Below are 11,955 nucleotides of genomic sequence, written 5' to 3' on the forward strand. Positions count from 1 at the left end.
GGCGTCGCCGCTATCCATGTCACACGGGTAGCGGCGACGCCCCCCGGTTGCCGCGAGCGGGCTGCACTAGGAACTAGGCAGGAACTAGATAGGAACTAGGCATGGCCGTCGTCAGCCGTGTCAGGTTCGTCTTCGTCGCGCCGTTGCACCCGGCGCAGGAAAGTCGCCGCAAGCACGGCAAGACCGGCACAGATGACGGCACTCAATCCGGCAGCAACGCCGAATCCCCTGGCGAACGCGTCGTGCGCGGCGCCCAGCAGCTGTTCTCCGACGCCATCGGAGACCTGTGCAGCGGCGTCCACGGCACCCGCCAATGTGTCGTTCGCGGATCCAGCCAGATCGTCGGGAATCTCGGCAGGCACGGAACCCGCCATCTCACGGCTGTAGACGCCGGCAGCGAGGGTGCCCATGACGGCGATCCCGAGAGCCACCCCCAGCTCGCCGCTGGTCTCCGAAACCGCGGCAGCCGATCCGGAACGCTCCGGCGGGGCGGCACCAACGACGAGGTCGGTACCGAGCACGATGATCGGCGCGATTCCGAGCTGCGCGACGACAAGTCCCACCACGAGGATCGCCAAACCGGACGACACGTCCACGCGGGACATCAGGACGAATCCTGCCGCCGCCACCCCCGCACCGATACCGACGATGTACCCCGGGGACATCCACCGCGTGAGCCTCGGCGTAACCATCGAGCCCGCGGTCACCGCCAAAGCACCGGGCACGGTCCACAAACCGGCCGCAAGCGGCGAGAGTCCGGATACCATCTGCAGGTATTGGGGATACAGGTACTCCATGCCGTTGATCGCGACCATGCCGAACAGCAAGAGCGCAAGCGCCGCGCTGAAGGCACGTGACCGGAACAACTGCACGTCCACCAGCGGGAAGGTCAACGTTCGCTGCCGCCACACGAACAGCGCACCGGCCACGAGGCCAGCGCAGATCATCAGCAGAACATCTGCCGTCCATCCTTGCCCGGGTATTTCCTTGAAGCCGTAGACGATCGGCATGATCGTCGCCATCGAGAGCAGAACGCTGAACAGGTCCAGCCGCGCCGGACCGGGATTGCGGTGCTCGGGCAGCGATCTCGGCGCTGTCACCACCACGATCGCCATAACGGCGGCACCGGGGAGGAAGACCGCGCCCCACCAGAACGTGCTCAACAGCGCGCCGCCGGCCAGCGGGCCGATGGAAACGCCGACGGACATGGTCGTGACCCACAGGCCGATGGCCCGGGCGCGGCGGCGCGCATCAGGGAAGATGACGGTTATCAGGGCAAGTGTGGACGGCATCAGGGTCGCGCCGGCGAGACCGAGCAGGGCGCGGGCCACGATGAGCATTTCCGCCGTCGTGGAGTAAGCCGCCACGAGCGAGGCAACGGCGAAGGCGGCCGCCCCGATCACGAGAAACCGTCGACGGCCGAGCCGATCGCCGAGGGTTCCCATCGTGACGAGGAAGCCGGCGATCAGGAATCCGTACACGTCGGTGATCCAGAGGAGCTGGGTGGCGCCGGGTTGAAGGTCGGCGCTCATGTGCGGCACGGCCAGGAACAGCACGCTGATGTCCATGGTCACGACGAGTGTTGGCAGGAGCAGCACGGGCAAGCTGAACCAGGTGCGCCACGTCGTCGATGTTGAGAGTCCTTCGGAAGGCATGCGGAAACGGTAGACTCTCACATCAATGTCAGAGTCAACCTCAATCTGGAGCGCGCATGCGAATCGGCGAGCTCTCCCGGCGCACCGGCGTCAGCGAGCGGCTACTGCGGTATTACGAGGAGCAGGGCCTGCTGCACCCCTATCGGCGCCCGTCTGGCTACCGCGAGTACGACGAAAGCGACATCGCGACGGTGAGCCGTATCCGCACCCTCCTAGCTGCCGGCCTCACCACCGCCATCATCGCCGAGGTACTTCCTTGCCTGGGTGAAGACGAGAAGCATCTCGCACCGATCTGTTCCGAGACGGCAGAGCACCTGCACCGCCACCGGACGCAGATCGACGAGTGCATCGCCGAGCTCCAGACCGCGCGCCGCATGCTGGATGCGATCATCACCGGCGCTGCACGAGAGCACGCGCCCACAACCGCCGACACCACGCCCTGATCACCATCGGCCACGACGGCTCACCGAGTGGCGACGGCGCCAGCCCTGCGGCACCTTCCCGGCCGCTGGCCTAGTCTTTTCTGCCGGTCAGGGCCAGCCCGACTCCGAGCCCGACCATCGTGAGCCCGGCCGCGCCGCCCACCAGCTCCAGGCGCCGCGCCGAACGCGCGAACCAGGCGCGAACCGCGCCGGCTGTCACGCCCCAGACGGAATCGCAGGCCAGCGCGATCAATGTGAAGATCGCCCCGAACGTCAGCATCTGCAAGGCGGGGCTGCCTGCTTGCGGCTCGACGAACTGGGGCAAGACGGCAGCGAAGAAGACGGCCGACTTGGGGTTGGTCACGCTGACGACGAAGCCCTCCCACCACGTCCGCCGGTCGCTGACCACGCTGGTGTCTGCGTTGAACGCCGAATGCAGCGCGTGCCGCTGCCGGAAGGCCCGAACTCCCAGGTACACGAGGTATGCCGCCCCAGCCATCTTGACGATGGTGAAGGCCAGCGCGGACGTTCGCACGATCGCGCCGATGCCGACGGCTACGGCGACGGCCAGCGCGAAACTCCCCACCGCTCCTCCGACGACAGTGAGCAGTGCGGCCCGCCGGCCATACGCCAGTGCCCGGCTGACGACGAAGAGCACCGTGGGGCCAGGAATGGCGATCAGGACGACGGCGGCCGTCGCGAAGGTGAGCAGCGAGCTGGTGCCGGGCATTCCCTCATGTTAGACGACCCGCCGGAGCCCGGCACCCGGATTATCCGCGCGCCACTGGTCACCCATGCACAGCTGGTCATCCACGCGCAGCCGGCCAGGGCCGCAGCTCCGGCAGATCCACCGGCTGCCCGTCGCGCGCGGCCTTCGGCATCTGTCGCGGCTGCCGGCCCGCCAGCCACAACGCCACGTCTCGAATCGGGCCCCGTACCACGAGCCAGCCCGTCTCGTCATCGGCGACGCTCGCGGGCGGGAACCGCCACGGCGCGGAATCGTCCGGGCGCAGCTCGACGTATCCGCCAGCGGGCAGGCGAGGCGTCAGGAAGTCGAACAGGTGCCGGCAGAAGTCCTCGCTCCAGCTCTCGACATCGACTCCGAGGTCGACGTCGAGCAGGTGGATACGGATCTCGCGCCACCACATCAGGGCGACGTCGGTGACCGTGCCCTCGCGGAACGTCACCGGTTGTTCCCACATCGGTGAACCGCTTTCCGGCCAGGCGGCGGCCAGGCGTTCGAGCATGCGCACGACGCGCTGCTGGTGATCCGCCAAACCCAGGGCGGAGTCGGCTTCGATGGCGGAGTCTCGCGCCGCGCGGCCCCCATCGTAGAACTCGACGAGTTCACCACGGGCCGCGTACTCGACCTGCCGGGCAGCGGCGTCACCGACATTCGTCAGGTGCGCCAGCACGTGCGCTCTGCTCCAGGCAGGCAGGGCGGACGGTTCGCGCAGCTGCGTCTCGCTCATGGTGCCGACGACGTCACCCAGGGTCGATCCTGCTGCACGGCAATCGTCGATGATTTTGTCAAGTCCAGGTCTCATGGCCACAGCCTCACCTTCTGCCAACCCTCGCCGTCCCGGTCATAACGCAACCGAACGTGTGCGCGGTCGTGTGACGCCTGCCAGAACTCCACGGCGGACGCTCGTATCCGGTAAAGGGTCCACGACGACTCGACGTGCCCCGGCTCCTCCTCGATTCGTTCCCGCGCCGCAGCCAGCGCCTCGGTGACGTCGCCGGGATTAGCCAGCCGCTCGCTCTGCCCACCGACCAGCGCCGCGGCACGAGAGCCCGCCGAACGGGCCAGAAAGTCACGGGCGCTGGCATCCGCATCCATCGCGGACGCCACACCCTCGACACGCACCTGCCGGCCTCGCTGCGCCCAGAACACGGACAGCGCCACACGTGGATTCGCCGCGATGTGACGCCCTTTCGGGCTGTCCGCCCGGCTGGCGACATACCAACCGGACTCGTCGTATTCCTTCAGGATGAGCACGCGCGCCGACGGCTGACCACCTGGGTCGACGGTGCAGAGGGTTACCGCATGGGGCGCAGGAACCCCCGCCGCGACGGCGTCGTCCAACCAGGCGCGAAACAGCAACGCCGGTTCCTCAGGCGTCTCCTCCGGATCGAAGGCGGGGAGAACGTCCGGGAACACGGGCAGCGCGCGCAGTTCAGAGGGTTGCACGGAACCGCACTATACCGGCCGGCTCGGCCCGCAAAGGCGCCAGCACGGGGGCGTACGGGCCTGGCCCGACGAGAACGTACCCACCCGTAGGTGAACATTCCAGAATCATTCGGACGGAGCTCAGCACTTTCGCCATGACGAGGAGTATGACATCCTCCACATACTGTGCACGACTCGACGTCAGGAGCGTGATGACCGTGGCTTCTACGCGGATACGCAGGCTCGCCGCCACCGTCACCGTCACGAGCCTCACCGGCCTGATGCTGTCCGTCCAACCTGCCACTGCCGAAGCCCCGGCGCCAATCCCGGATAACCCGGCAGACAAGGACGCCGCCGGCCCCATGATCATGGACGATGAGGCCACCGCCGACGAGTTGAAACGCGCGAACGCCTGGGTTCCGCAGAGCCAGCAGCTCCAGTTTGGCGCAGAGCCGTTGAGCTACGTTGAGGACGCGGCGGCCCGGGCCGCGAGCGAGGCCAGCTGCAGCGTCAGCGACAACGCCGCCACGGCACTGGTGATCGCCATGACGTGGCCGGAGGTCGCACCGAGCGGTGAGCCGCCGTCACCGATGACGCTGTCTCGCTACGACACCCAATCCAGCCTGGGGGATCCCCAGAACCGGGCATCCGGCCTCTGGTTCCATCCAGGCATAGGCATGTGGCAGCTCGATTCAGCCGGGCTCGGAACGAACGTCACAGCAGGCGAAGCGATCGACTCCAAGCTCGCAGCGGAACGGATGGCACCGTTCATCGTCGGCAAGTACTGCGATCGCATCAACTCCGGCGCCAGCGCCGCCGCCGCGCGCTCGCACGCCTGGACCGACTGGGTCGCCTGCAACGACGGAGCATGCGAGGACACGTACCAGCGCGCCCTCTCCGGCGTCACACCGGTGGAAGGTGTCGGCCGGTACGGCGGGGCGGATATGCGTCGATGCTGGTATCAGGGTGCCGCGCACGATTGCGTATTCGTCGACCCGGCGAACGCGCGAGGCGCGGATTGGTGGGCTTCCCCCAGCGGCGGCCGCTCGCCACTCGCCGCCCCCTTCTACGTCATCCGCCTCGACACGTCGCCGACGACGGAGCTGCGCTACTGGCTGTCCGGAGATTCCGGCGCGAACACCGACGTCGAGGCCAGAAGGCCCTTCGGATCGAACGCCCGAGGGGGATTGACCTGGTCGAACGGGCCTGGGCTGTGCGACATGACAGAGCAGCGCGGCGACTGCTGACAAAAAGGACGTGTATATCGTTCCCCCTCGGAGTATCGTATACATCATGTGATCGTTCCTGAGCGCTGCAGCGTCTCGTCGACGCCGAGCGCCTTCACAGCCGCCCCGTCCATCGAGCATCGGCCCTGCAGCCGCGCTCATGGCACGCGCCACGATGTGGCCCGGCTGCCCGTGCTCACAAGCATCTCAGGAGGTCATCATGACAGTCCCGTCGGACCGTTCACTCCCGCCACACGATCCAGCGCCGCTCAATCGCGCTGCCCGGCGCGCGGAGAAGAAGGGAAAGCGCACGTCCGCGCAACGGGCCGTCATGCCCAAGAAGGATCAGACGAAGCGGAGTCAGGTTCTCGCCCAGCGCCGGGACCAGGGCCGGCGCGGCAACAAGTAGGACTCGCCGGGCGACGTGCCGGCCGGGGTTCGTTCAGCACCCTCTGACGTACCGACCCCGGCCGGCGACGGCTCACCGCTCGGGCCTATCCCGGATCGGACGTATCGAACCCGTAGGCGAGGACCGGAGGAACGTGACCCGCGCGCACGTGCTCCAGCACGAGCAGCTCGTGTGGAACGACGGGGTGCGGCAACGCATCAAGGGCAAACCACTGCAGGTCAGCTGCCTTATCCGGTTCGACGAGGTAGGGCTCACCGCGCCATCGCCGGCATTCGAAGAAGAAGTCGACACGTTGATCGATCGGTGCGCCACCGGTACGCGTCCGGTGCATCACGCACAACGACGTGAGCTCGTGCACCTCGACAGTGACACCAACCTCTTCGGCCACTTCCCGGCACGCCGCATCGAAGACCGACTCGCCATCCTCGACGTGCCCGGCGGCAGCGACAGCCCAGTAGCCGTCCATGAATCCCGTGTCCTTACGCAGCTGCAACAACACCCGCCCTGCGCCGTCGTCGCGACGCATCACGACATACGCGGCGGGGACCAGGCGAAACCGATCAACCACGCTGCCGACCCTACTGCCAGATGCCGGCGAACCCGCCACGTGCGCACCGTGCGCGTCGCTCTCCTCCCCAGGAGGCACGGCGTGTCGGCGATTCGTCCGTACGCAGGAGACCAGCAACCATACCGCGAGCCCAGGGAACGGTGACTCCGTGCGGGTACCCTCGACCTGCAATCTTCAGGGCCATCACGACGAGAGGAGCCACAGTGGTCGACAGCTCGCCCGACCACAGCAGCCGGGTCACCGAGCGTTCGGCAGCCGCACTCGCATTGCTCTTCGGCGGCTTTCCCATCGCCGGAGCCCTGATCGGCTGGCTGCTGACGCCGCTGGCCTCCTGGCTGGTCACCCTGCCGTGGGCGCCGTTGCAGGGTCCGGCGGAGCTGCTCGAGTCCCTGCCACAACCGCAGGTCACCATCGGCGCGATCGTCGTCGGGATCATCGCCGGTGCCGTCCTCGGCGCGGTGGGGCTCCACGAGGCACTCACCATCGACATCTCCTCCGGGAGGGTAGTGCTCACCCGCGGCGGCGACGTGCAACGAATCGACGGCAGCCACGTGGCCGTCGCCTTCCTGACCGGAAAGCACCTCGTCCTGCTGGACAGCGCGACCCGCGAACTCGCCCGCGCGAAAACCGACCTCAAAGCCGGCGACCTGGAGCCTGCGTTCCGGGCGCACGGCTACTCGTGGGCGGCCGACGATCCGCATCGCGACGACTACGAGCGCTGGGTCGAAGACCTTCCCGACCTTCCCATCGGCGCCGATGCCCTGTTCAAGGCGCGACAGCGCGCTCTCGATTCGGGCGACGGCGACGACGCCGAGGAGCTGCGGGCCGAACTGGCCAAGCTGGGCATCGTGGTACGGGACGTGAACAAGCGCCAGTACTGGCGCCTGGTCCGGGACACGTCCGGCTGACCTTCTCCCAGCGTCCCTTTCACCAGCGCCGACGGCACCTGTCCTGGTAATGTCGCATACCGTGGGTGTACGCCTCGAACGAACCGACCTTCCGGGCATCGGCGTCCGCCACGAGCTCGTCACCTCCTCGGGAGAGCGCGTGGGGATCGTCGCGCACCACGACGGCCGCCGCGACGTCGTGGTGTTCGACAAGGAAGACCCGGATGCGTGTCTGTACTCCATCCAGCTGGCCGACGACGAGGCCGCCGCGCTGGCGGACATCCTCGGCACGTCGATCATGCTGAGCCAGCTCTCCGAGGTCGGCAGCCACGCCCACGGGCTACTCACCGAGCAGCTCACCATTCCCGCCGACTCTCCGTATGTCGACCGCCCGCTTGGCGAGACCCGAGCCCGGGTGCGCACCGGCGCCTCGGTGGTCGCGATCCTCCGGGATCAGGACGTGATCACCTCTCCGGGGATCGACGTGACACTGCGCCAGTCGGATATCATCGTCGCCGTCGGCACGCGGCACAATCTTGATCAGCTCGCCAGCCTCTTCGCAGGGACGTCGGAGTAACGCGAACGTTCCGTGGACGACGGCACGCTGCTCCTGATCCAGGTCGGTGGCCTGCTCTTCGGCATGAGCGTGCTCGCCCGCCTGGCGAGCCGGATCGGCCTCTCACCGATTCCCCTCTACCTGCTCGCCGGGCTCGCGTTCGGTCACGGCGGGCTCGTTCCGCTCTCCGCGAGCGAGGGCGTATTCGAAGTGGGCGCGGAGGTCGGCGTAATCCTCCTGCTGGTGATGCTCGGGCTGGAGTATTCCGCTCCCGAGCTCATCCGCAGCATTCGCACGTCGGCGCGCGCTGGTGTCCTCGACGCGCTGCTCAACGCGCTGCCGGGTGCCGCCTTCGCACTCCTGCTCGGCTGGGGTCCGGCAGCGGCCGTCGCACTGGCCGGGGTGACCTGGGTGTCCTCCTCCGGTGTCATCGCCAAACTACTTCGCGATCTTCGCAGGCTGGGGAACCGGGAGACACCGGTGATCATCTCGATTCTCGTCATCGAGGATCTGGCGATGGCGTTCTACCTGCCCGTGCTCTCCGCGCTGGTGATCGGCGCGGGTCTCCTGCACGGTGCCACCACGCTCGCGGTGGCCGTGACCGCCGTGTTGATCATCCTCTACCTCGCGCTGCGCCGTGGAGAGCTCATCTCACGCCTGCTCACCACCAAGGATGCGGAGGCGCTCCTGCTCGGCGTGCTCGGGCTGACCATGCTCGTCGCTGGCATGGCCGAGCAGGTCAACGTCTCCGCCGCCGTGGGCGCCTTCCTGGTCGGCATCGCCATCTCCGGGCGGATCGCGCACCAGGCCACCGAGCTGCTCACCCCGTTGCGTGACGTCTTCGCGGCGGTGTTCTTCATCTTCTTCGGCCTGGTCACCGACCCGCGCGAGATCGTGCCCGTATTGCTTCCCGCGCTGGCACTCGTCGCCGTCACGGCGGTGACCAAGGTGGTGACCGGCTACATCGCCGCGGCACGAGCCGGTATCGGCGTACCGGGGCGCTGGCGAGCCGGGTTCGGTCTGGTTCCGCGCGGGGAATTCTCCATCGTCGTCGCGAGCCTTGCCGTCGGTGCGGGCGTGGAACCCCGTCTCGCCCCGCTCGCGACTGCCTACGTCCTGATGACCGTGGTTCTCGGGCCGCTGCTGGCCAGGCTCACCGAGACGCGCCGGTTCAAGTCGGCCGTGGCCCGCCCGCCCACGAGATGACCGGCACGTGGGAGCCGGGCGGCACACTGGACGCATGGCTGTCAGCGGTGGATCGGTACTCAAGGGCATCGTGGTCGCCGCCGGGATCGTCGTGATCCTGCTCGGCGTGCTCTGGCTCGGCCAGCGCCGGCTGATCTATCTGCCGGACACCTCGTCCGTCCCGCCTGCCGCCGACGCCGTATCGGGCGCGCGAGACGTCACGCTGACCACCGAGGACGGCCTGGAGCTCGGTGCCTGGTACGTACCCGCCCGCAGCCAGGACGAGGACACCGACACGCGTGGCACCGTTACCGTCCTGGTCGCCAACGGAAACGGCGGAAACCGGCAGAGCCGTGCGAGTCTCGCCGAGGCGCTCGCCGACGCGGGTCTCGCGACGCTACTCTTCGACTACCGGGGCTACGGCGGCAACCCGGGAAACCCCACCGAGGACGGCCTCGCGCTCGATGTCCGGGCCGCCTACCGGTACCTCGTCGAGGAACTCGGCGTCGCGCCCGAAAACCTGCTCTATTTCGGCGAGAGTCTCGGCGCCGGCGTGGTGAGCGAGCTGGCAACCGAGCATCCTCCGGCCGGGCTCTTCCTGCGCTCGCCCTTTCCCGACCTCGCCACGGTCGCGCAGCGGCACTACCCGTTCGTTCCGGCCCGGTGGATGCTTCGCGATCGTTACCCCGTCACGGAGCGCCTGACAACGGTCGACGTTCCCACAACGGTGTTCTACGGCACATCGGATTCGATCATCGCGCCCGAGAGCAGCATCGAGGTCGCGATGGCCGCTGCCGGGCCGGTGGAGGAGGTCGCCCTGCAGGATGCAGAGCACAACGACCCGGCCATGTTCCACGGCCGCGAGCTGGTCGATGCCGTGCTCGATCTCGCCGAGCGGGCCGTTCCCCGCCGGTGACCGGTGTGCCCCGTCCGTTCCGGTGACCGGTTAGGATCGCACCAAACATCGGATGATTCTGGGGAGCAGGCTATGAACACCATGACGGGCATGGCGGCGATCGTGACGGGTGGGGCGTCGGGTATCGGGCTGGCCACGGCGCGGCGGCTGGCCACCGCGGGCGCTGGCGTCGCCGTCCTCGATGTGGATCCGGACGGCGTCACCGCACCGCTGCACGGCATCAAGTGCGACGTGGCCAACCGGGAATCTGTGCAGGTCGCCGTGGCTACAGCGGCCGAGACGCTGGGCGGCATCGACATCGTCGTCAACAACGCCGGCATCGGCGCGGCCGGCAGCGTCGAGGACAACGACGACGCGGAATGGGCGCGCGTGCTCGACATCAACGTCACCGGCATGGCCCGCGTCAGCGCCGCCGCGCTGACGCACCTGCGCCGCTCCACACACCCGACCATCGTCAACGTCTGTTCCATCGCGGCCACCGCCGGGCTGCCCCAGCGCGCGCTGTACTCGGCGTCCAAGGGGGCGGTGCTGGCGCTGACCCGCGCGATGGCCGCCGACCACGTCGATGATGGGATCCGGGTGAACTGTGTCACGCCGGGAACGGTCGACACCCCGTGGGTGGGAAGGCTGCTCGACCGGGCCGACGACCCGGCCGCCGAGCGCGCCGCCCTGCAAGCGCGCCAGCCGATGGGCCGGCTGGTCAGCGCCGACGAAGTCGCCGAGGCCATCGCCTACCTCGCCAGCCCGGCCGCCGGATCGACCACCGGCACCACCCTGCCCGTCGACGGCGGCATGCACGGCCTGCGGGTACGGCGCTAGGTCACGGGGTGCGCCAGAGCAGGAGCAAGGCACGATCGTCCTCCTCCGACGACGCCACCGAGTCGATCAGCTTGGGCGCGCCGTCCCGGAACCCCTTCGTCACCAGTCGCTCGGCCTCACCCTGCAACTTGTCGATACCGTCAGCAAGATCGCGGCGGGGCGCCTCGACCAGGCCGTCGGTGTAGAGCATGAGCGCGTCTCCCGGCCGCAGCCGGCCCGTCGCCGGCTCGTAGACGTCCTTCTCGAAGACACCGAGCAACCCGCCGCTTGCTTGCAGGCTCGTCCACCTTCCGGATCCGGACTGGTAGTGAATAGCCGGCGGGTGGCCGGCCGAGCGCACCTCGAAGGTGCCGACGCTGAGGTCGACCACGGCGTGTACTGCCGTCGCGAATCCCTCCTGCCAGCTTTGCCGCAGCAAGTACGCGTTGGCCGCCGGCAAGAATTCCGCCGGCGGAAGCGAACCGAGAAGGCCACCGAAGGCACCCGACAGCAGCAATGCTCGGGTTCCGGCGCTGTGACCCTTGCCGGAGACGTCGACGAGGGCGACCTCAAGCATGAGGCCGCCGGCGGAACGGGCTGCCACGAGGAAATCGCCGGAGAACTGGGAGGCTCCCGCCGAGCGGTGCACCATCTCGACCTCCCACCCCGCGGGCAGCGGCGGCAGGGACCCGTGGGCGGTGAGCCGGTCACGCAGATCGACCAGCATGGACTCTCCCGTCGTGCCGGTGACTCCCAGGCGCGCTCGCGAACGTGCCAGTCCCAGCGACACCGCCGCGGTGACCAGGACGACGGCCGCCGTGGCCAGGTATGCCGCATCGAATCCACCCAGTGCTCCCGCCACGGCCAGAAATCCGATGGTCAGCCCCACGATCCAGCGCAGCCAGGAGAAAGCGAGAACGATGCCGCCGAGCAAGACCGGGAGCACGAGAAGGCTCACCGGGACGACCTCGCGCCCGGCCAGCGTGGCCGCGCCCAGCACTACGGTGAGCCCGAGCAGAACCACGAAACGGGCATGGCGATGTGCCCGCACGCGCTTCACGGTACGGGTCACCCACGTCACGGCAACGCCGAGCGAATTCGCCTGGCGGACACGCGCGGAGTCCACACTCGTGACACTAACCGCACACCGCCGGATCCATCAG

Annotated in this window: 14 protein-coding genes; 8 read left to right on the plus strand and 6 right to left on the minus strand. The window is 68.3% G+C overall.

The features are described from left to right. Nucleotides 1–95: 95 nt before the first annotated feature. Nucleotides 96–1,655: an MFS transporter gene (locus DPM12_RS00400; protein ID WP_112256159.1), complete on the minus strand. Its 1,560-nt coding sequence runs from the start codon at nt 1,653–1,655 to the stop codon at nt 96–98. Nucleotides 1,656–1,711: 56 nt separating this feature from the next. On the opposite strand from DPM12_RS00400, the gene DPM12_RS00405 reads away from it, so the two are divergent. Beyond that, a complete protein-coding gene (locus tag DPM12_RS00405) occupies nt 1,712–2,098 on the plus strand; it encodes a MerR family transcriptional regulator (protein WP_112256161.1) in 387 nt (128 codons plus the stop codon). A 70-nt stretch (nt 2,099–2,168) separates the two neighbouring features. Here the strand turns inward: DPM12_RS00405 and DPM12_RS00410 are convergent, their stop codons facing one another. From DPM12_RS00410 to DPM12_RS00420, 3 genes are all read right to left on the minus strand, one after another. Next, nucleotides 2,169–2,807, minus strand: coding sequence for a LysE family translocator (locus DPM12_RS00410; protein ID WP_112256163.1), 639 nt, complete (start codon nt 2,805–2,807; stop codon nt 2,169–2,171). A 76-nt stretch (nt 2,808–2,883) separates the two neighbouring features. Then, nucleotides 2,884–3,624 (minus strand): maleylpyruvate isomerase family mycothiol-dependent enzyme, encoded by a 741-nt coding sequence (locus DPM12_RS00415; protein WP_123788382.1) that lies wholly within the window; start codon nt 3,622–3,624, stop codon nt 2,884–2,886. Beyond that, on the minus strand, nt 3,621–4,268 hold the full coding sequence (locus tag DPM12_RS00420) for a pyridoxine/pyridoxamine 5'-phosphate oxidase (protein WP_170313650.1): 648 nt from the start codon (nt 4,266–4,268) through the stop codon (nt 3,621–3,623). The genes DPM12_RS00415 and DPM12_RS00420 overlap by 4 nt, the downstream gene beginning before the upstream one ends. A gap of 191 nt (nt 4,269–4,459) precedes the next feature. On the opposite strand from DPM12_RS00420, the gene DPM12_RS00425 reads away from it, so the two are divergent. Then, a complete protein-coding gene (locus DPM12_RS00425; RefSeq protein WP_112256166.1) occupies nt 4,460–5,494 on the plus strand; it encodes a hypothetical protein in 1,035 nt (344 codons plus the stop codon). Between the two features lie 199 nt (nt 5,495–5,693). Beyond that, a complete protein-coding gene (locus DPM12_RS00430; RefSeq protein ID WP_112256168.1) occupies nt 5,694–5,882 on the plus strand; it encodes a hypothetical protein in 189 nt (62 codons plus the stop codon). Nucleotides 5,883–5,967: 85 nt separating this feature from the next. On the opposite strand, the gene DPM12_RS00435 is transcribed toward DPM12_RS00430, so the two are convergent. After that, a complete protein-coding gene (locus DPM12_RS00435; protein ID WP_112256645.1) occupies nt 5,968–6,450 on the minus strand; it encodes an NUDIX hydrolase in 483 nt (160 codons plus the stop codon). A gap of 203 nt (nt 6,451–6,653) precedes the next feature. On the opposite strand from DPM12_RS00435, the gene DPM12_RS00440 reads away from it, so the two are divergent. The 5 genes from DPM12_RS00440 to DPM12_RS00460 all read left to right on the plus strand — a co-directional run bounded on the left by DPM12_RS00440 (nt 6,654) and on the right by DPM12_RS00460 (nt 10,813). Beyond that, the gene (locus tag DPM12_RS00440) at nt 6,654–7,358 is read left to right on the plus strand and encodes a YqeB family protein (protein WP_170313651.1); all 705 of its coding nucleotides are present in this window, start codon (nt 6,654–6,656) and stop codon (nt 7,356–7,358) included. Between the two features lie 61 nt (nt 7,359–7,419). Beyond that, nucleotides 7,420–7,914, plus strand: coding sequence for a cation:proton antiporter regulatory subunit (locus DPM12_RS00445; RefSeq protein ID WP_112256647.1), 495 nt, complete (start codon nt 7,420–7,422; stop codon nt 7,912–7,914). Between the two features lie 12 nt (nt 7,915–7,926). After that, entirely contained in the window at nt 7,927–9,099 is a 1,173-nt protein-coding gene (locus DPM12_RS00450) for a cation:proton antiporter (RefSeq protein WP_112256170.1), read from the plus strand. A 34-nt stretch (nt 9,100–9,133) separates the two neighbouring features. Next, nucleotides 9,134–9,994, plus strand: a complete 861-nt coding sequence (locus DPM12_RS00455; RefSeq protein ID WP_112256171.1) for an alpha/beta hydrolase — start codon at nt 9,134–9,136, stop codon at nt 9,992–9,994. 72 nt (nt 9,995–10,066) lie between these two features. Continuing rightward, nucleotides 10,067–10,813: an SDR family NAD(P)-dependent oxidoreductase gene (locus tag DPM12_RS00460; protein WP_112256173.1), complete on the plus strand. Its 747-nt coding sequence runs from the start codon at nt 10,067–10,069 to the stop codon at nt 10,811–10,813. A 1-nt stretch (nt 10,814) separates the two neighbouring features. On the opposite strand, the gene DPM12_RS23480 is transcribed toward DPM12_RS00460, so the two are convergent. After that, nucleotides 10,815–11,918, minus strand: a complete 1,104-nt coding sequence (locus DPM12_RS23480) for a PP2C family protein-serine/threonine phosphatase (RefSeq protein ID WP_211658137.1) — start codon at nt 11,916–11,918, stop codon at nt 10,815–10,817. Between the last annotated feature and the right edge of the window lie 37 nt (nt 11,919–11,955).

This window comes from Phytoactinopolyspora halophila (genome assembly GCF_003287285.1).
Taxonomy (GTDB): Bacteria; Actinomycetota; Actinomycetes; order Jiangellales; family Jiangellaceae; genus Phytoactinopolyspora_A; species Phytoactinopolyspora_A halophila.

Bases quoted from the DNA above. Each gene is read 5' to 3' on its own strand.
- DPM12_RS00400 (WP_112256159.1), bottom strand. From the start codon at position 1,655: ATGCCTTCCGAAGGACTCTCAACATCGACGACGTGGCGCACCTGGTTC.
- DPM12_RS00405 (WP_112256161.1), top strand. From the start codon at position 1,712: ATGCGAATCGGCGAGCTCTCCCGGCGCACCGGCGTCAGCGAGCGGCTA.
- DPM12_RS00410 (WP_112256163.1), bottom strand. From the start codon at position 2,807: ATGCCCGGCACCAGCTCGCTGCTCACCTTCGCGACGGCCGCCGTCGTC.
- DPM12_RS00415 (WP_123788382.1), bottom strand. From the start codon at position 3,624: ATGAGACCTGGACTTGACAAAATCATCGACGATTGCCGTGCAGCAGGA.
- DPM12_RS00425 (WP_112256166.1), top strand. From the start codon at position 4,460: ATGACCGTGGCTTCTACGCGGATACGCAGGCTCGCCGCCACCGTCACC.
- DPM12_RS00430 (WP_112256168.1), top strand. From the start codon at position 5,694: ATGACAGTCCCGTCGGACCGTTCACTCCCGCCACACGATCCAGCGCCG.
- DPM12_RS00455 (WP_112256171.1), top strand. From the start codon at position 9,134: ATGGCTGTCAGCGGTGGATCGGTACTCAAGGGCATCGTGGTCGCCGCC.
- DPM12_RS00460 (WP_112256173.1), top strand. From the start codon at position 10,067: ATGAACACCATGACGGGCATGGCGGCGATCGTGACGGGTGGGGCGTCG.